Genomic DNA, 18,393 nt, shown 5'->3' with positions numbered 1-18,393 from the left:
ATTTAGTATACTACTTATAAAATTATTTAACTAAATTTTTATATATTTATTCTTATTAAAATAATAAAATCACTACTTATAATTTTAAGCTTAAATTATTCAAAATATTACTAAAATAAAAGCTTACTTAAGCATAAAAGGAATTTTATTCTTAGCTTTTATTTCATCTTTTGTAACACTGCATTCAAAACAAAGAACATTTACTCCATTATCTCTTGCTTGTTTTAAAGCTTTGATAAAATCTTTATGCACTGGATTTGGGGTAAAATACTTTGCCCCTGCAAACTGAATTATAAAGCAGATATAAGCTTCATAGCCTTCTTTTTTTGCTTCTATAAGTTCATATACATGTTTAATCCCTCTCGTTGTGGGAGCGTCTGGAAACATCGCTACATTGTCTTCTTCCAATGTTACCCCTTTTACTTCCACATACCCCTTTTTATTCTCACTTTCCACATAAAAATCAAACCTTGAATTTTTATATTTCTGTTCGCCTTTAATAAAAGTTACTTCCCCAATTTCATCAAGGGTAATAACCTTATTTAAAACTCCATCTTTAAATACCTTGTTTGGCATTTGGCTGTCCATGTTAAAAAGCACATCATTTTTATATACGCTTATTAAATCATACTTTGTCTTTCTGCTCTCACTATCTATATATTCAAGATAAACATCGGCATTATCAGTAAGCAACTCCCTGCATCTTCCCGTATTTTTTACATGTACCTTTTCTATCTTATCATCAATCAAACAATTTGCTATAAACCTGTTTGGTCTATCTATAAATTTTCCTTTAACTATATTCTTATATTTCATACTACCTCTTTTCAATAAAATATTATATCAAACCACCTTGAAAAAAGGGTGTTTTTAATTTAAAATTAATTTTATGGAAAATTATAAATTTATAAATAACAACAAATGTGAATTTTTCCCCTGCCATAAAACAGAAGATAAAGATAATTTTAACTGTCTTTTCTGCTACTGTCCATTGTATTTAATGGAAGAAAAATGTATGGGAAATTTCACTTATACGAAAAACGGAATAAAAGACTGCTCAAACTGCATACTCCCTCATAAAAAGGAAAACTACGATTATATTAATAACAAATTAATGGAATTTACAAATATGAAAAAGGAAGAAAAATTAAAAAACATTAAACTAATTATTACTGACCTTGACCATACTTTATTAAAAGATGAATTCAGTATCGATGAAAATTATGTAAGTCTTTTTAATAAGTTAAAGGATATGGGCTATATAACTGCATTCGCAACTGCAAGAGGCTTTTATCAAGCGTTTAACTTCGCTTATAAATTAAAACCGGATTATATAATCTGCGATAACGGAGCAAGCGTAGTAAAATACGACTACGAAAACAAAGAAAGACATATCTTAAAGGAAACATTAATCGAAGAAGAAACCAAAAAAGACGTATTAAATACATTAAAAGATAACGATACTTTAATTTATTTAATCGAATCGGGAGAGGATTTATACATTACAAAAAGCAAATATAATCCTGAAATTGTAAATAAAAATATAAACTTCTTCTCGCCAATAGAAAATATAGTAGAGGGTTTTAAACTTCACATAATAGATAAATTAAGAGATATGCCTTTTGATATTCCTCTAACTAGAATATGTACATTTGATTTTGTAGGTGATAAAAACACCCATGATACACTAAAAAGACTTGGAGAAGCTCATGATAAATTAAACTACACAAAATCATTTACCACAACCTTTGAGTTTGGTCCGTCAACAAAAGGAAACGCACTTTTATTTTTAAAAGACTACTTAAAAATAGATAAAGAAAACATTATTTCTTTTGGAGACAGCATAACAGACGTATCAATGTTTGAAAATTCAGGTGTATCGGTCTGTGTGGATAATGCTTCAGATGAGGTAAAAAAACACGCTATGTATATAACTGACAGTGTATTTGATAATGGCGTAGAAAACTTTATAAGAGAGAATTTATTAAATGAAAAATAATAACAGCTATAAAAATTTTAGTGAATACTATGATAATTATATCGCTCTTGCAGACTATGAAATGTGGGCAGATTATATAAAAGAGCTTTCAACCATAAATAATCCAAACTCTATTTTAGACCTTGGATGCGGAAGCGGATATATGATGCTTTTTTTAAGCGATATTTTAAATGGTGATTTTTACGGAATAGATATAAGCGGTGAAATGCTTGTAAAAGCAAACGAAAATGCTTACTATGAAGAAAAAGACTTCCGTTTTATGAAAGCAGATATGAAAGACTTTGTTTCAGATATCAGCTTTGATTTTATTTACAGCGTCTGCGACAGCATAAATTATCTTCAAAGCGAAAATGACTTGTTAAAGACCTTTAAAAACATAAAGAAATATCTAAATAAAGGCGGTAGTTTTACCTTTGATATAATAAGCGAATATTATAAACCGGAAAATGAAATTTTAGAAAACGAAGGTTTAACCTTTGATGTAAGAAGAAGCAAAAAAGAAGACTGGTTAAATACTACAATCATAATATCAAACACTAAAGAAAGACTATGCAAAGTAGAACATAAACAAAGGATTTTCTCAGTAAATACAATAAACGAAGCCCTAAAGCAAGCAGGCTTTGAAAATGTATTCTTCTACGACTTCCTTACAAAAGACAAACCAAATGAAGAAAGCGAAAAAATTCAAGCAGTGGCATATTAACCACTGCTTTTTATTTGTATTTGTTAAGTAATTTTTTATAAATATATACCCCAAGAACATAATTTAAAATAATTAAAACAATCAAGTAAATAATAAACTCTGTTATGCTTATTGTAATTTCAATAACAGATAAACAAGCAAAGACAAAAGCACTGATACAAAGTATAATTAAATTTATTATATAAGCATATCTTCCGCTTTTATTTCTAAGGCTTTCCTTTAATTCGTCATGCATTTCTATTCTTTCTTTTTCAAGCTTCTTTAAATATTTTTCCTTGTTTTTATCGCTGCTATAATAAAAATACCTAAATATGCTAATCACACCGTTAAACAAAAAGCCTCCCCCAAAACCTATAAATATACTACTTAGTCTGCTTTCTTTAAACACCGCAAGCATTATAAACAAAATTCCAATCAAAACAAATATAGCACCATAAATAAAATTACTCTTTTTCATTTTTCATAACCTCATATATAAAAGTTTAATTTATTAATAATACGTAAAAACTCTATGGATTTTCTACATTTTATTTTCAATGCTATTACTAATAATAATAAGAATAATAGGCTGAATAAAAATAATCATGGCTGTAATAATAGCAGGAAAAACAAAATTTAAACAAATAAATACTACTGTTGCAATGCTAAGCAATATCAATGTAATCATATTTGCAATATTACCGGTTTTTTCTTTAATTAATATATTTCTTTCATCCATAACTTCATTTTTATAATCAATGTCTTTTTCTATCATTTTATTATGCCAAATTTGAAAATGAGAAACACCAAATACAGCACTAAATAAAATCATCATTCCCATATCCACGCTTTTAGGCAAATTCGTCATAATCAATGTGACAAATAAAATAAATGAAATAATATACCCGATGTACCAGTACTGATATTTATTTTTCATTATTTTTTCCCTCCTCATATATAAAAATTTCTTCTATAGTCTTATTGAAAAAACGAGATATCTCAAAAGCAAGTTCCAAAGAGGGATTATACTTCCCGTTTTCAATAGCACTTATAGTCTGCCTTGATACTTTTAATTCCTTTGCAAAACTCTCCTGATTAAGCCCCATTTCCTTTCTAAACTTTTCAACGTTATTTTTCAACTTCACTCTCCTATGTAAAGGTTCCTTTACATATATTATACTCTAAACAACAATTTTCTCAAGGTTCCTTTACAAAACAAAAAAAACACCCCGCAAAACAAGGCATTTCAAAATCTAAATATAAATATTACTTCCATAACTCCACACTGTCTCACAAACTTTCATAAAAGAATTTAAAGCCCCGACCCCACATCAAAATGCAAGGTCGGGGTAGCACTCGTTCACTGGTAAATTAGGTATTTCCCAATAAAATCCAAATACATCAAAAATCTCTAATGTGCCTACGCAAATAGCTTTCCCCAAACTTTAAAAATAAATAAAAAAACACCCCGACCCCACAATCAAATGCAGGGGCGGGGTAGCACTCCAGCTCTAAAAATACGGGTAGTATTTTTAGTAAGCTTTGGAGTGCGTCAAAGGCTCTTCGCCGAGAAGTGTCCTTTTTACCTCTTTTTTTGGACAAGCAAAAAAAGAGTGGGGTTGTTAAGGGGTAACACCCCTTAAGATAGGGTTGTTAAGGGAGTATCCCTTAATGGGGTTTAAGGGGCAAAGCCCCTTTATCGTTATTTATTAGCACTAACATAAATAGGATAAATATCCTCTTCTGTTAAAGGAATAAGTTTTCCAACTTTTGTACCTTTAACATAGAAACATCTGTCAGTAAGTTCTCTTAAACCTTCTTCATCTTGAATACCGATTCCAAGTTCTGTAAAGTTTGTAGGCATATTTATAGAACGGAAGAATTCTGCTGTCGCTTCAATACCTTTATCGGCAAGCTCTTCTTTTGTTCCTTCTGTAATACCCCAAACATTTTTTGCATATCTTGCAAATCTGTCTATATCTTTGTGTTTTACATAATTTGCCCAGTGAGGCCACATTGTAGAAAGTGAAGCACCATGAGCAACATCAAATTTAGCACTTAGAGAATGACCAAGTCTGTGAGTAGCAAAGTCCATAGGCGCACCAAGACCTGTAAGTCCGTTGTGTGATAATGAACCTGCCCACATAATTTCGCTCATTGCATGATAGTCTTCTTTATTTTTTGCAGCAACTTTACCGTTTTTAATAACTGTTCTAAGAAGTGCTTCTGCGATTTCGTCTGTTAAATCGTTTTGACATTCGCTTAAATCTGTAAAATATCTGTCCATTGTATGCATCATAATATCAACTATACCGCATCCAACTTGATAATCAGGAAGTGTAAATGTAAGTTCAGGGTTCATGATTGCAAATTTTGGTCTGTTAAAGTCTGTTGAAAGACCTCTTTTTACTCCTGTTTCTTCGTTTGTTAAAACAGCTGAATTACTCATTTCGCTACCTGCTGCAGAAATAGTTAAGATAACACCTACAGGAAGTGATTTTTCAACTTTTTTCTTTCCTTCCCAGAAATCCCAAATATCAACATCTGGATTTGCAACGCCGTGTGCAATACCCTTTGCTGTATCAATAACGCTTCCGCCTCCTACTGCTAAGATAAAATCAGCGCCGAAAGCCTTTGCGTCTTCAACACCTTCTCTTGCAAGAGATAATCTTGGGTTTGGTTTAACTCCGCCAATCATTTTATATTCTATGTTTTCAGCTTTCAAAGCTTCTTCTACTCTATCAAGAAGTCCGCTTCTTTTTACGCTTCCCCCACCATATACAATATAAGCTTTCTTTGCTCCGTCTTTTTTCATTTCTGTTCCAACTTCTGCTTCTCTTCCTTTACCGAAGATTACTTTAGTCGGTGTGTAGTAATCGAATTTTTGCATTTTGCTCCTCCGTTTATTATATTATATTATATTTTATTAAAGCCAAGGTCTTTTGTCTTTGGTGTAACCTTTCATGTTCCAGTATTCATTGTCGACTTTATTTAAACCGCCCTTTTTCTGTAACATCCTTACACCGTAAAACCAAAGTTTCGTTTTTATTGTAGGCTTTGTTTTACCAACATTTTTTAATATCTTCCTTGCCGTTTTATCGGTCTTTTTGTCTATTTTTTCTTTTACCTTTTCGCTTACATCATTCCAGGTTACGCTGTATACATTTATTCCAAGAGTATATATCTTAGATATTCCCCAAAAGAATAAACTGTCTTTTATTCCCTTTACGGCTTTCTTTGTTCCCATTCCCGCAGCGGTTGAAATACAAACAGCCTGTTTTTTTAAACATAATAGCTTCGGGTCTATGAACAATCCACCTGTAACCAAAATGATCCAAAAACCCTTTAAGCTGACCGCTCATATGGAATACATAAGTCGGGGTAGTAAATATAAGCACATCGCACTTTTTCATTATCTCATCAATAGGATGAATAAGTTCATAGTGTGGGCATAACCTCTCGCTTTTCATAAAACATGAATTACACCCCATGCAGTATTTATCAAAATCTTTAGGTAAGAATATCTCAAAAATATCCTCTTCACTTGTAAGTTTTAAAGCCAAAATCTTTCCGGTGTTGTAACTGGAGCCTTTGTGATTTTGACCGTTAATTAAAGCTACTTTCAAATCTTCCTCCAAGCTTAAAGCCTTTTACCTACTACGCAGTACCAATCCCCCATATTGTTTACTTCAAGTATTTCAAAACCATTTTCTTTGTAACTGTCTATAACAGTATCAACGGTTTCTTTTATTATACCGCTTGAAATAAATATACCGCCTTTTTTAAGTATTCTCTTAGTATCAGGAGTAAGTCTTTTTATTATGTGGGCAAATATATTTGCCACAACAACATCAGCCTGAACGTCTACCTTTTCTGCCAAATCTCCTATAAACACATCAAACTTATCAGAAACAGAGTTTATCTTTGAAAGGTATGAAGATGTCTCTATACACATTGGGTCGATGTCAACCCCTGTCACGTGCTTACAGCCAAGTTTTGCGGCAGCAATGGAAAGTATACCGCTTCCGCAGCCTACGTCTATTACTTCGTCTCCCTCTTTCATGTAATCTTCAAGCCCTATTAAACACATCTTTGTGGTTTCATGACTTCCAGTTCCAAAACTTGCCCCAGGGTCGATTTCAAGAATTATTCTGTTTTCTTTGTTGTCGCATTCTTCCCATGTAGGTTTTATAAGTAATTTTTTACCTACATTAAAAGGCTTAAAGTATTTCTTCCAGTTATTAGCCCAGTCCTCTTCTTTAATGTCGTTAAAAGTCATGTTAAGACTGCCAAATATATCTTCACTGTCTGACGCCTTTAACCTGTTTAACATATTCTTTATTTCTTCTATTTTTTCTGCTTGACTTTCATCTTCAAGAATATATACCTTAACGTTTGTTTCGATATTTTTCTTCTTTAGATCTTCATCAACAAGATCCCATGTTTCCCTGTTGTCTTCCAAAAATTCTTCAAATTCTTTCTTATCTTCTATTAAAAAACTATCAATGCCTATATCCGATAATGCAGATATAAGTAAATCAATGCCTTCTGTTTTTGTATAAATGCTTATTTCATTATAATTCATATTATCCATTCTCCTTAAATATTAATTATATAACTAAAATATCAACTGTTCAATATATATAAACAATACTTAAAAACATAAAGTATATAAATTTTACTTAATTTCCTTAACAAATTTTATAGCCCTTTTTATATCTTCTTCATTTGGATGGTTCTTAGCTATCCCCCCAAGCTTTCCCCAAATGGCATAGGAGTCATATCCCCTTGAATAAAATACAGGAATATCTTTTATACCTTTTTCTCTTAAAGTCTTTTTTAATCCTTTAACATAATTATAAAATCTAAATCCACAAGTATACATTAAAAATACTCTTTGATTATTCTTAAACTCAGCTTTTTCTATAAACCCTATAATTCTCTTGTGCATCTTACCAAAATAAATCCCCGATGCAAAACCGATAATGTCGTAACATGATAAATCTATATCTTTTTCCTTTAATAAATCTATAACTTCATAGCCTTCTTTTCTTGATATTTCATCAACAATCTTTTTTGTGTTTTTATGATGATAAGATGCATATATTATTACTTTTTTCATTTTCTCTCCAATTAGAATTTAAACTTTTAAATATTATAACACATAATATTTTAATTATAATTAACCTTTTAAAAATAGAATTTAGGAAAAGTTAAATATAAAAACTTTTAAATAAGGTACTTATATTAAATAAAATACAAATTATGTAATTATAAAAATATATATAAACTTAAAACACTAATAAAATCAAACAAACTCGTTGGAAGTATTTATATATAAAATTTATATAAGATGATAATAATAAAACAAATTATATAAAATATTAAATTAAAAAAATTAAATAAAAGGTTTGGAAATAAATTAAAAAATGAAATAAACCATCTTAACATAAAATATAATTACTCAAAAATTAAAAAAAAATCTCATAAAACAAAAAAAAACAGCTTAAAGCTGTTTTAATCTTAGTGGTGCCGAAGACCGGAGTCGAACCGGTACGATCGGTAAGGATCGCAGGATTTTAAGTCCTGTGCGTCTGCCAATTTCGCCACTTCGGCATAATGGAGCGAAAGACGAGATTCGAACTCGCGACCCTCGCCTTGGCAAGGCGATGCTCTACCACTGAGCCACTTTCGCATAAAATGGTGGTCGCAATAGGGCTCGAACCTATGACCCCCTGCTTGTAAGGCAGGTGCTCTCCCAGCTGAGCTATGCGACCAAGCAAAATATAGTATAATGTAAATTGACTTTTTTGTCAACAATTTTTTATTTTTTTTTATTTTTTTATTTAATAAATATTTGTATTGATTTTAAAACAAAAATATATATAATAGAAAAAAAGAAGTAATTACTTCTTTTTTTAATCCCAAAACTTGTATATTATAAACCGTCTACCTTTAATATACAAGCAGGCACCTTACGGTGTCTTTTTTATTTCCGATTGACAATACAATATTAAAATGTTATATTATATGAAAAAAGGAGGATAATGAAAGAATGATTATTTTTTCTTGCTAATATTTATCAATATGCATAAAACAAATTTTAAGCGTTATTTTTATGCAAAAGCAAGAAAATAATTCTTTCATTCAGTCCTTGTCGTATTACAAAACAGACCGAAGAATATTTTCTTGCGGTCTGTTTTTTTAAGGAGGTATGAAAATGTCAACAATTAAAATACAAAATTTAACCTTCTCCCACGAAGGAAGTTATGAAAACATATTCGAAAACCTTTCAATAAATCTTGATACGTCTTGGAAACTCGGACTTATTGCGAAAAACGGAAGAGGCAAAACAACATTTTTAAAACTTTTGATGAACGAATACGATTATAAAGGCTCGATAAGCAAAAATATCGAATTTGAATATTTCCCGTTCGAAATTAAAAATAAAAACAGAATGTCCATCGAAATAATAGAAGACATTAACCCAAACTTTGAATATTGGGAATTATCAAAAGAGCTGAATATGCTTTCTGCAAAAGATGAAATAATTTATAAAAACTTTAACGAATTAAGTAAAGGAGAACAGGTAAAATTAATGCTTGCCGTTCTTTTTACAAAACCAAACAATTTTTTGCTTATAGACGAACCTACAAATCATTTGGACGTTTACGGGCGGGAAACACTTATTAAATATTTAAATAAGAAGAAAGGATATATAATAGTAAGTCATGACAGAAATTTATTAAACAATGTAACCGACCATATACTTTCGATAAATAAAAACAAAATAGATTTACAAAAAGGTAATTTCGATTCATATATGAAAAATAAAGAAAGAGAAGACAGTTTTGAAATATCCAAAAACGAAAAATTAAAAAAGGAAATATCACATATGGAAATGGCAGCAAAGCAGACTTCTTCTTGGGCAAGCAAAGTTGAAAAAACAAAATACAACACAAAAAACATATCCGGACTTAAAGTAGACAGAGGATACATAGGGCATAAATCCGCTAAAATGATGAAAACCTCAAAATCGATAAATAAAAGAATAAACAAAAAAGTTGAAGAAAAAAAATCACTTTTAAAAAACATTGAACATAGCGAAGACTTAAAAATATCCCCTATCTATTTTCATTCCGACAATTTCATAAGATTAAACCACATAAGCCTGTTTTATGATAAAAAAGATATTTTAAGAGACATCACATTTCAGATAAGCAACAAAGACAGAATTATTCTTCAAGGGAAAAATGGAAGCGGGAAAAGCAGCATAATAAAATTAATAACCGACGAAAATATAAGTTATGAAGGAGATTTCTATAAAGCAAAAAATTTAAAAATATCTTATATTCCTCAGGATACATCTTTTTTAAAAGGTTCTATGGATAATTTTATAAAAGAAAACCAAATAAACGAAACCATATTTAAAACAAATTTAATAAAATTAAATTTTGAAAGAAAGGATTTCGGGAAAAATTTGGAAATAATGAGTCAAGGAGAAAAGAAAAAAATTTTAATTGCGAAAAGTTTATCCGAACAGGCACATTTGTATATATGGGACGAACCTTTAAACTACATTGATGTTTTTTCCAGAATGCAAATAGAAAATTTAATACTCGCATATCTTCCCACGATGCTGATAATCGAACACGACAAAACATTTATAAACAAAATAAATACAGAAATAATAAAACTTTAAACCATTACTAGAATAAAAATAAAGGGAAAAGACATAAAGGAAGTAAAAGCTCAATTGACTAGGAGTAGTAAGGTGAAGGTTTAAGTAAAATTAAAAAATATTTCTCCATATTCAAAAGGGCAACAAGTGAATAAAGAAGATATAGCTTATAATGCCAAATATAATTACTTAAATGGAAAAATTCGGGTAAAGTTAACTTGTATAATGTTGATATAAATGCCATTACGATTAGTGAATGCAATAATTCTTGCGTTTATGTAAACTATATAGATTATCTGGGCGTGGAACACATTGTTATTATCAGATGAAATATAAAATGATATTTTGTAGAAATTAATTAATCATGATTTATTTAGAAAACAAGTACAAAATATTTCAAGCGGTTCAGCAAAGTCAATGTATAATATATCTAAGGAAAGATTAAAAAATCTTTTAATATATTTATCCTAATAGAACTACAAAATCAATTTGCCGATTTTGTAAAACAAACGGAAGAAAGCAAAGAAAATATAAAGAAATCACTTGAAGAAACGCAAGTGTTGTTTGATAAGTTAATGCAAGATTATTTTTAGGGGGTGGGGTAACTTTTCCATCCGTAAAATGCGGGGAGCATTTTGCGAGATATTGAAAAGCGTTTAATCCTCTTCGCCTAGAAGCGTCCTTTTTATTCAACTTTTTTATGCGAGTAAAAAAATCGTGGGTTATTAAGGGTTGAAAACCCTTAAGGAAATTAAATATGAGGTTTATAAGGGGCTAAGCCCCTTAATAAATTTGTTATTCCACTAAAAAACAGCAAGCCAAACTTGCTGTTTTTTTATTTGATTATTTGCTCAACAAACCTTCTTTTAAAAATTCAACACCCGTATCAGCTGCATCTGCTATTGTCTTTTGAATGTCTTCCATAAGTCTTGCAAAATACATTTGAGATTCCAAGAAATCTTTAATGTCTGAAATATTTGACATTGTAGAATATAATAAGTTAAATTCACTTACCATCTTTTCGTCAGGTTGTTCACCTTTCATTTGAGCAACATAAGATTTATACTGCATATCCATAAAATCTTTAATCATCTTTTTATGCTCTTCGCTTTTATCAATCTTTTCACTTGCACTTTTGTATCTTTTGAATTCATCGCTTTCTTTTATAGCTCTTGCAAGTTCGTTTGCTTTATCATATACATTCATCACTAAAATCCTCCTTTAAATGCTAATCTACTCTTACATACATAAGTATAGGTAAAATCATAGGTCTTCTCTTTGTACTGTCATATAAATACTTTTCAAGATCATATTTCATATCAGCTTTAATACTGTTATAGTCAAACAATCTATCTTTGTATTTATCAAGAACCTTGTTTGCAATTTCCTTTGCTCCGTTTAAAAGCTCTTCGCTTTCTCTCATATATACAAACCCACGTGAAACTATCCCCGGTCCGCTTACTACTCTTTCTTTTGTTAAGGAAACAACAACAATAAATAGTCCGTCTTCACTTAATTTCTTTCTGTCTTTTAATACTATGTTACCTACATCCCCTATGCCAAGTCCATCAATAAGAGTCATTCCGTTTGGAACTTCTCCCTTGATTTTAGCCTTTTCAGGTCCGATTTCTAAAATATCCCCGTTTTTCATTACAAAGATATTTTCTTCTTTCATGCCAAGTTCCATAGCAATTTCCTTATGCTTTGAAAGCATTTTGTATTCGCCGTGTGCAGGCATAAAATATTTGGCTTTGATAATGGAATGCATAAGTTTAAGTTCTTCTTTTTGAGCATGTCCGGAAACGTGTATTCCTTCCGCTCCTTGATAAACAACTTCAGCGCCAAGTTCAAACAAGCTGTTAATAACTTCGGCAACTGTCTTTTCATTTCCTGGAATAGGAGTTGCTGAAATAATAACAAAATCTTCGTTTGAAATTTTAAATTGTCTATGTTCTCCGTTTGCCATTCTGCTAAGCGCAGCCATAGGCTCACCTTGAGAACCTGTTGTTAATATTACTACTCTTTCAGGTGGGTAATTATCAACTTCATTTAACTCAATCATTATGTTATCGTTAAATTTTAAATATTTAAGTTCCTTTGCTACCGATATAACATTGACCATACTTCTTCCGCTTATGGCAACTTTTCTTTTGAATTTTTTGGCAGCATCAAATATTTGTTGAACTCTGTGTACGTTTGTGGCAAAAGTGGCAACGATAATTCTCTTATCTATACCTTCTTTAAATAAAGACATAAAAGTTCTTCCAACACTTGCTTCAGACTTTGTAGCGCCTTCTCTTTCGGCATTAGTGCTGTCTGCGATTAATAAATCAACACCTTGTGCACCTATTGCAGCCATTCTTTGAAGGTTTATTTGTTGATTGTCAACAGGAGTATAATCAACCTTAAAGTCTCCCGTATGGAATACTTTTCCGTAAGGACTGGTTATATAAAGTGCGCAGCTGTCTGGAATAGAGTGGTTTGATGTTACGAATTCCACGCTGAAGCCTTTTACATGAACCGTATGACCTCTTTTTACTATATGAAGCTTTGTGCTTTCGTCAAGTTTGTGTTCAACAAGTTTATTTTTTAATAAACCCATTGTAAGCTTTGTTCCGTATATAGGAATATTGATTTGTTTTAATAAATAAGGTATTGCACCTATATGGTCTTCATGACCATGAGTTAAAAATAAACCTCTTATTTTGTTTCTTTTTTCAATTAAATAAGTAAATTCAGGAATAACAATATCTATTCCATACATATTTTCATCAGGGAATTTAAGCCCGCAGTCAACCAAAATTATATCTTCTTCAGTTTCAAAAACAGTAAGGTTTTTCCCGATTTCCCCAAGACCTCCAAGAGGTATTACTTTTAGTTTTCCATTTATATTTGACACGTTACTCTCAGCTTTCTTTTGATTTTTGGTAGCTTTACGTTGAATATTATTCCTCTGTATTTTATTTTTGTTATCTTTATGCTCTAAATATTTACTTGAAGAAGAAAGCAGCTTTTTTTCTTTGCTTTCTATTCTTTTAACCCCTGATAAAGGAGTAGCTTCAAAATTATTTTTTCTAAAAGCCATTTCTTCCCCTATTCAAGCTCATTGTCATAATATTCACTTACTCTGTTAAATTCGTCTTCGTCAACAACTTCCATAACTACCAAATTTCCGTCTTCATCTTCATCAACTGTAAACAAATATGCATCTTCATCGTTATCTTCTTCATATAAAACTAAATATGATTTGTCTTCGAATTCAAACTCATCTTCAACAAGGAAAGATATTTCTTTGCCCTCCTCATCTTTTAAAACGATAACTTCTGTGTTTTTTTCTTCGCTCATTTAAAAACCTCCTAAATTATTATTATAATCAAGATATGATGATAAAATTATTTGTGCTGCCATCATATCAATAACTTCTCTTTTTTTTCTCCAGTTTACTCCCCCGGCTTCAAGGGCTCTTTCAGCTTCTTTTGTTGAAAGTCTTTCATCCCAAAGTTTAACTGGCACATCTAATTCTTTTTTTAAAATCTCATAAAATTCTTCGGTGATTTGGGCTCTAGTACCTTTTTCTCCATTCAAATTAAGAGGATTACCTAAAATAACAAGCCCTGCGTCATAATCCTTGATGTGTTTTTTTATTTTTTCTATATCCTCTTTTATGTTTTTTGTTCTTTTTATAACACATATACCTTGTGCGGTAATATGTAGTGCATCACTTACGGCTACACCAATACGAGCTTCACCGTAATCAAGCGCCAATATTCTTTTATTCAATATATACTCCTTTTCCCCATTTGCAACTAAAACCTACTTATATTAAATAAGTAGGTTTTAATTATATAAATCTTTAGTTTTCAAACGTACTGTATTTATTTTAAATCATTAAAATATTTTAATACTATTAATTCCAAAATTTCATCTCTTTCAACTTGTCTGATAAGTTTTCTTGCATCTTTATAAGAGGTAATATATGTTGGGTCACCACTCATAATATAACCTACCAACTGATTAACAGGATTATATCCCTTTTCCTCTAATGCTGTTTCTACTTTTCTTAATGTCTCTTCGATAAGTTTAGAACGATCGTTTTCCAAACTAAATTGCATAGTAAAATTACTGTTACTGTTATTTGTTCCCATAATATCACCACCTATATATAAATTTTAACCTATAAATTACGATTATTCAAGTTTTTTATTTATTAATTAACAATTATAATGTTTCTTTAATGAAATCTTTGGCATTATCAAGAGCCATATCAGCTTTAGCGATATCTTTAAGTCCGGCTTGAGCCATGTCAGGTCTTCCGCCGCCACCGCTTCCGATGCTTTGAGCTACTTTCTTGATGAATTGTCCACAGTTAAATCCGTCTTTTACAGTTTCTTTATCAGCAGAGCAAATCATAAATCCTTTTTCACCTTTAACGCTTACAAGGAATACGATAACTTTAGCTTCTTTGTCTTTTATCTTATCGCTAAAATCTCTAAGTTCGTTCATGTCAAGACCGTCAACTCTTCCCATAACACATTTAATGCCATTTACGTCAACTGCTTCGTCAATGATGTTTCCTAGCTTATCTTTGTTAGCTTCTTTCTTGAACTTATCAAGTTCTTTTTCCAAAGATTTGTTTTTATTTATAAGTTCTTCTACTTTTTCAATTATATTATTGTTATTAAGTCTTAATTTGTCTTTTATTGTAAGAAGTTCATCATAATTTTTCATATTTTCTTCTATTGCAGCTTTACCTGTAATAGCTTCAATTCTTCTTACCCCGCTTGCAACTGAAGTTTCTGAAACAATTTTAAATAAACTTATGTCATTTGTGTTTTTAACATGACATCCACCGCAAAGTTCAGTTGAGTAATCACCCATTTTTACAACTCTTACAATGCTTCCGTATTTTTCACCGAATAATGCAGTAGCACCAAGTTTTCTTGCTTCATCAATGCTTGTTTCGAAATATTCAACTTTGTCTTGGTTTAATATTTCTTCATTTACTTTTCTTTCAACTTCTTTTAACTCTGCATCTGTCATTTTTTCAAAATGTGAGAAGTCAAATCTAAGTCTTTCACTGTCTACATAAGAACCTGCTTGGTTAACATGTTCCCCTAAAACTTCTTTTAAAGCTTTGTGAAGAAGATGTGTTGCAGAGTGGTTTCTTTGTATGTTTAGTCTGTCGGCTCTGTTTACTTTGAAGTTATATTCATTTCCTGCTTTTAACACGCCGTCTTTTACTAATACTTCATGAACGAATTTATCCCCGCTTTTTGTTACGTTTAATACTTCGCCTTTAAAGTCTTCTGATTCAATGATACCTGTATCATTTACTTGACCACCGCTTGTTGCGTAGAATGAAGTCTTATCAAAAATAACAAGAGCTTTTCCTTCGGTTAACTCTTTAACCATTTCACCGTCTTTGATTATTTCGATAACTTTTCCACTTCCGTTTAAATCTTCGTATCCGATAAATTTTGTGCTTTCAAGATTTGCGATAAAGTTTGTTAAGTCACCTTTATAACTTACTATATCTTTACTTGATCTTGCGCTTCTTGCTTTGTCTTTTTGTTCTTTCATGGCTTTTTCAAAACCTTCTTTATCAACTTTAATTCCCTTTTCTTCAAGTATTTCCATTGTAAGTTCAAGAGGGAATCCATAAGTATCGTAAAGTTTGAAAGCATCGTCACCTTTTAATGTGTCGCCTTCTAAGTTTTCCATTAATTCTTCAATTAAAGAAAGACCTTCTTTTACTGTTTCATTAAATTTTTCTTCTTCGATATTTATAAGTTTTAAAATTGTAGTTTCTTTTTCTTTCAAAGCTGGATAAGCATCTCCTGAAATTTCTATTACTTTCTTTGCAACGCCTTCCATAAAGTGTCCTTCGATACCAAGAAGTTTACCGTGTCTCATTGCTCTTCTTAAAATTCTTTTAAGAACATATCCTCTTCCTTCGTTTGAAGTTAGGATACCGTCACTTGCCATAAACACACTGCTTCTGATATGGTCTGTTATTACTCTTATTGAAATATCGTCTTTTTCATTTTCACCGTATTTTTTACCTGATATTTCACAAATGTAATCAAGGATGTATCTGATTGTATCAACTTCAAAAATATTATCAACACCTTGAACATATGCAGCAAGTCTTTCAAGCCCCATTCCTGTATCGATGTTTGGATGTTCAAGTCTGTTGTAGTTTCCGTCTTTGTCTTTGTCGAATTGTGTAAATACAAGGTTCCATACTTCCATGTATCTGTCACAGTCACAACCTACACCGCAAGTAGGAGATCCGCATCCGTATTCTTCTCCCCTGTCTACATAAATTTCACTACATGGTCCACATGGTCCAAGACCGATTTCCCAGAAGTTATCGTCTTTACCAAGTCTTGTAATTCTATCATCAGTTAAACCGATATCTTCTTTCCAAATTTGTGCTGCTTCATCATCATCTTCATAAACAGAAACATAAAGTTTATCTTTATCAAGACCTATTTTTTCAGTTAAAAATTCCCATGCAAAGTTAATTGCTTCTTTCTTGAAATAATCTCCAAAAGAGAAATTACCAAGCATTTCAAAGAAAGTACCGTGTCTTGCTGTTTTACCTACGTTATCAATATCAGGTGTTCTGATACATTTTTGACAAGTTGTAACTCTCTTTCTTGGTGGAACTTCTTCCCCTATAAAATAAGGTTTCAAAGGAGCCATTCCTGAGTTAATTAAAAGCAGACTCTTATCGTTGTGAGGAACAAGAGAAAAGCTTTCAAGTCTTAAATGTCCTTTGCTTTCATAAAATTCCAAAAACATTTTTCTTAGTTCGTTTAATGAGTATTTTTCCATATCTATCTCCCTATGTTAGTATGTTATTTTATATCTCCTGATTTTTTAAGGCCCTGTGCCGTTAGGATAGGACCGACTATTTCAAAAACAAATGTTGCACCCATAATTATATTTAAAAACAGTGTACTGTATTCAGGCATCATTTTTGATGCCGCAACCGCAAGTCCTACTCCGACTCCGGCCATAGGCATAAGCCCCATTCCAAGATAATTCCTTGTAACCTTATCAGTTCTTGCCATACTGCACCCAAGAAAAGCACCAAGGATTTTACCAATAAATCTTGAAATTACAAAGGCTATTCCGATTGCACCTATACTTACTATTACATTTAAATCCAAACTGTATCCGGCAAGCACAAAAAATATAACGTAAATCGGGTTTACAGCTTCTTCCGTCATGGAAAAGACTTTGTCGTATCTAAAGCATAGATTAGCTATCACACTTCCTGTTGCCATACAAACAAGAATTGAAGAAAGTTCAAAATATGTACCTATTCCTGAACCTAAAAGAACGCTTGCACAAGCAACAATAAGCACTTGAGATTTATCCCTTCTGACTTTCTTTTCAATAAAGCAGAACACAAGCCCTATAACTCCACCTACTATTAAAGATAATACAATTTCTTTTAAAGGAGCAAGCAAAGCAGAATTTATATTAAAATGTCCGCTTATCATAGACTGTGAAACTGCACATGCAATACTGAAAAGGAATAAACATACGGCATCATCAAGGGCAACAACCGTAAGAATTGTATTTGTAAGTTTTCCTTTTGCCTTATATTCGTTAATAACATTAACCGTTGCGGCAGGAGCTGTGGCAGCAGATAAAGCACCAAAGACTATCGATAACGGTAAATCACCAGTTACAATATAAACTCCGATAGTTACGGCGATTATCGTTACGGCAGCTTGAACTATCGTTATTAAAACAACGCTTCCGCCAAGGCTTTTTATTTTATCCAAGTTAAAACTTTCCCCTATGTTAAAGGCAATAAAGCCAAGGGCTACATCTTGCAGAAATTCAAGTTCCGAAAGGATATCTTTTGGCAAAATATCTATAAATGATACGCCAAGGATTAAACCTGCAAGCAAATATCCCGTTACAGCGGGAAGTCTTAATTTTGAACATATTTTACTTATAGCAAATCCTACAAAAAGGAATAACCCAAGAGCCAATAATTCATCCATTTTT

At 31.3% G+C, this 18,393-nt stretch carries 19 protein-coding genes and 3 tRNA genes; 3 read left to right on the top strand and 19 right to left on the bottom strand.

All coding sequences use genetic code 11. The features are described from left to right. Positions 1-123: 123 nt before the first annotated feature. Positions 124-816, bottom strand: coding sequence for a DNA/RNA nuclease SfsA (gene sfsA, locus ACTQYZ_RS09280; RefSeq protein ID WP_441023545.1), 693 nt, complete (start codon positions 814-816; stop codon positions 124-126). A gap of 73 nt (positions 817-889) precedes the next feature. Here sfsA and ACTQYZ_RS09275 point away from each other — a divergent pair, with 73 nt between their 5' ends. After that, positions 890-1,999, top strand: a complete 1,110-nt coding sequence (locus tag ACTQYZ_RS09275; RefSeq protein WP_441023547.1) for an HAD-IIB family hydrolase — start codon at positions 890-892, stop codon at positions 1,997-1,999. Beyond that, positions 1,989-2,702 carry a class I SAM-dependent methyltransferase gene (locus tag ACTQYZ_RS09270; RefSeq protein WP_441416475.1) on the top strand — a complete coding sequence of 238 codons (714 nt, stop codon included), beginning with the start codon at positions 1,989-1,991 and terminating at the stop codon, positions 2,700-2,702. Before ACTQYZ_RS09275 ends, ACTQYZ_RS09270 begins: the two co-directional genes overlap by 11 nt. A 10-nt stretch (positions 2,703-2,712) precedes the next feature. Here ACTQYZ_RS09270 and ACTQYZ_RS09265 read toward each other — a convergent pair whose 3' ends face one another. The 11 genes from ACTQYZ_RS09265 to ACTQYZ_RS09215 form a co-directional block, all read right to left on the bottom strand. Then, positions 2,713-3,159, bottom strand: coding sequence for a hypothetical protein (locus tag ACTQYZ_RS09265; RefSeq protein ID WP_441416474.1), 447 nt, complete (start codon positions 3,157-3,159; stop codon positions 2,713-2,715). A 63-nt stretch (positions 3,160-3,222) separates the two neighbouring features. Beyond that, on the bottom strand, positions 3,223-3,618 hold the full coding sequence (locus tag ACTQYZ_RS09260) for a hypothetical protein (RefSeq protein WP_441416473.1): 396 nt from the start codon (positions 3,616-3,618) through the stop codon (positions 3,223-3,225). Continuing rightward, complete coding sequence (locus ACTQYZ_RS09255; RefSeq protein ID WP_441023555.1) at positions 3,608-3,820, bottom strand: helix-turn-helix transcriptional regulator; 213 nt, start codon at positions 3,818-3,820, stop codon at positions 3,608-3,610. The genes ACTQYZ_RS09260 and ACTQYZ_RS09255 overlap by 11 nt, the downstream gene beginning before the upstream one ends. A 563-nt stretch (positions 3,821-4,383) precedes the next feature. Further along, positions 4,384-5,571, bottom strand: a complete 1,188-nt coding sequence (locus tag ACTQYZ_RS09250; protein ID WP_441023557.1) for an iron-containing alcohol dehydrogenase — start codon at positions 5,569-5,571, stop codon at positions 4,384-4,386. 36 nt (positions 5,572-5,607) lie between these two features. Beyond that, the gene (locus tag ACTQYZ_RS09245) at positions 5,608-5,928 is read right to left on the bottom strand and encodes a hypothetical protein (protein WP_441416472.1); all 321 of its coding nucleotides are present in this window, start codon (positions 5,926-5,928) and stop codon (positions 5,608-5,610) included. Next, on the bottom strand, positions 5,867-6,307 hold the full coding sequence (locus ACTQYZ_RS09240) for a flavodoxin family protein (protein WP_441416471.1): 441 nt from the start codon (positions 6,305-6,307) through the stop codon (positions 5,867-5,869). The genes ACTQYZ_RS09245 and ACTQYZ_RS09240 overlap by 62 nt, the downstream gene beginning before the upstream one ends. A 14-nt stretch (positions 6,308-6,321) precedes the next feature. Further along, positions 6,322-7,266 (bottom strand): 50S ribosomal protein L11 methyltransferase, encoded by a 945-nt coding sequence (prmA, locus tag ACTQYZ_RS09235; RefSeq protein ID WP_441416470.1) that lies wholly within the window; start codon positions 7,264-7,266, stop codon positions 6,322-6,324. A 93-nt stretch (positions 7,267-7,359) separates the two neighbouring features. Continuing rightward, a complete protein-coding gene (locus ACTQYZ_RS09230) occupies positions 7,360-7,803 on the bottom strand; it encodes a flavodoxin domain-containing protein (protein WP_441416469.1) in 444 nt (147 codons plus the stop codon). A gap of 405 nt (positions 7,804-8,208) precedes the next feature. Then, positions 8,209-8,297: transfer RNA gene (locus ACTQYZ_RS09225), tRNA-Leu, on the bottom strand. A 4-nt stretch (positions 8,298-8,301) separates the two neighbouring features. Further along, positions 8,302-8,376, bottom strand: a tRNA-Gly gene (locus tag ACTQYZ_RS09220). 6 nt (positions 8,377-8,382) lie between these two features. Beyond that, positions 8,383-8,458, bottom strand: a tRNA-Val gene (locus ACTQYZ_RS09215). A gap of 443 nt (positions 8,459-8,901) precedes the next feature. Here ACTQYZ_RS09215 and abc-f point away from each other — a divergent pair. Beyond that, positions 8,902-10,383, top strand: a complete 1,482-nt coding sequence (abc-f, locus tag ACTQYZ_RS09210) for a ribosomal protection-like ABC-F family protein (protein ID WP_441416468.1) — start codon at positions 8,902-8,904, stop codon at positions 10,381-10,383. An 822-nt stretch (positions 10,384-11,205) separates the two neighbouring features. Here abc-f and ACTQYZ_RS09205 read toward each other — a convergent pair. The 7 genes from ACTQYZ_RS09205 to ACTQYZ_RS09175 all read right to left on the bottom strand — a co-directional run bounded on the left by ACTQYZ_RS09205 (position 11,206) and on the right by ACTQYZ_RS09175 (position 18,389). After that, complete coding sequence (locus tag ACTQYZ_RS09205; protein ID WP_441416467.1) at positions 11,206-11,568, bottom strand: YlbF family regulator; 363 nt, start codon at positions 11,566-11,568, stop codon at positions 11,206-11,208. Positions 11,569-11,590: 22 nt separating this feature from the next. After that, a complete protein-coding gene (locus ACTQYZ_RS09200; protein ID WP_441416466.1) occupies positions 11,591-13,447 on the bottom strand; it encodes a ribonuclease J in 1,857 nt (618 codons plus the stop codon). Between the two features lie 8 nt (positions 13,448-13,455). Beyond that, positions 13,456-13,707, bottom strand: a complete 252-nt coding sequence (locus ACTQYZ_RS09195) for a DUF1292 domain-containing protein (protein ID WP_138268952.1) — start codon at positions 13,705-13,707, stop codon at positions 13,456-13,458. Next, entirely contained in the window at positions 13,708-14,142 is a 435-nt protein-coding gene (gene ruvX / locus ACTQYZ_RS09190) for a Holliday junction resolvase RuvX (RefSeq protein WP_138268953.1), read from the bottom strand. It lies immediately after the preceding gene. Positions 14,143-14,237: 95 nt separating this feature from the next. Beyond that, positions 14,238-14,507, bottom strand: a complete 270-nt coding sequence (locus tag ACTQYZ_RS09185; protein WP_441023575.1) for an IreB family regulatory phosphoprotein — start codon at positions 14,505-14,507, stop codon at positions 14,238-14,240. Positions 14,508-14,580: 73 nt separating this feature from the next. Further along, positions 14,581-17,202, bottom strand: coding sequence for an alanine--tRNA ligase (gene alaS, locus ACTQYZ_RS09180; RefSeq protein WP_441416465.1), 2,622 nt, complete (start codon positions 17,200-17,202; stop codon positions 14,581-14,583). Positions 17,203-17,225: 23 nt separating this feature from the next. Then, the gene (locus ACTQYZ_RS09175) at positions 17,226-18,389 is read right to left on the bottom strand and encodes a cation:proton antiporter (protein WP_441416464.1); all 1,164 of its coding nucleotides are present in this window, start codon (positions 18,387-18,389) and stop codon (positions 17,226-17,228) included. Positions 18,390-18,393: the final 4 nt, after the last annotated feature.

The sequence above is a fragment of the Anaerofustis sp. LCP19S3_F7 genome (assembly GCF_052119445.1).
Lineage (GTDB): Bacteria > Bacillota > Clostridia > Eubacteriales > Anaerofustaceae > Anaerofustis > Anaerofustis butyriciformans.
The sequence above is the reverse complement of the archived record's forward strand: the minus strand, read 5'-3'. Positions and strand labels throughout refer to the sequence as shown.

Bases quoted from the DNA above. Each gene is read 5' to 3' on its own strand.
- sfsA (WP_441023545.1), bottom strand. From the start codon at position 816: ATGAAATATAAGAATATAGTTAAAGGAAAATTTATAGATAGACCAAAC.
- ACTQYZ_RS09275 (WP_441023547.1), top strand. From the start codon at position 890: ATGGAAAATTATAAATTTATAAATAACAACAAATGTGAATTTTTCCCC.
- ACTQYZ_RS09270 (WP_441416475.1), top strand. From the start codon at position 1,989: ATGAAAAATAATAACAGCTATAAAAATTTTAGTGAATACTATGATAAT.
- ACTQYZ_RS09265 (WP_441416474.1), bottom strand. From the start codon at position 3,159: ATGAAAAAGAGTAATTTTATTTATGGTGCTATATTTGTTTTGATTGGA.
- ACTQYZ_RS09260 (WP_441416473.1), bottom strand. From the start codon at position 3,618: ATGAAAAATAAATATCAGTACTGGTACATCGGGTATATTATTTCATTT.
- ACTQYZ_RS09250 (WP_441023557.1), bottom strand. From the start codon at position 5,571: ATGCAAAAATTCGATTACTACACACCGACTAAAGTAATCTTCGGTAAA.
- ACTQYZ_RS09245 (WP_441416472.1), bottom strand. From the start codon at position 5,928: ATGGGAACAAAGAAAGCCGTAAAGGGAATAAAAGACAGTTTATTCTTT.
- prmA (WP_441416470.1), bottom strand. From the start codon at position 7,266: ATGAATTATAATGAAATAAGCATTTATACAAAAACAGAAGGCATTGAT.
- ACTQYZ_RS09230 (WP_441416469.1), bottom strand. From the start codon at position 7,803: ATGAAAAAAGTAATAATATATGCATCTTATCATCATAAAAACACAAAA.
- abc-f (WP_441416468.1), top strand. From the start codon at position 8,902: ATGTCAACAATTAAAATACAAAATTTAACCTTCTCCCACGAAGGAAGT.
- ACTQYZ_RS09205 (WP_441416467.1), bottom strand. From the start codon at position 11,568: ATGAATGTATATGATAAAGCAAACGAACTTGCAAGAGCTATAAAAGAA.
- ACTQYZ_RS09200 (WP_441416466.1), bottom strand. From the start codon at position 13,447: ATGGCTTTTAGAAAAAATAATTTTGAAGCTACTCCTTTATCAGGGGTT.
- ACTQYZ_RS09195 (WP_138268952.1), bottom strand. From the start codon at position 13,707: ATGAGCGAAGAAAAAAACACAGAAGTTATCGTTTTAAAAGATGAGGAG.
- ACTQYZ_RS09185 (WP_441023575.1), bottom strand. From the start codon at position 14,507: ATGGGAACAAATAACAGTAACAGTAATTTTACTATGCAATTTAGTTTG.
- alaS (WP_441416465.1), bottom strand. From the start codon at position 17,202: ATGGAAAAATACTCATTAAACGAACTAAGAAAAATGTTTTTGGAATTT.
- ACTQYZ_RS09175 (WP_441416464.1), bottom strand. From the start codon at position 18,389: ATGGATGAATTATTGGCTCTTGGGTTATTCCTTTTTGTAGGATTTGCT.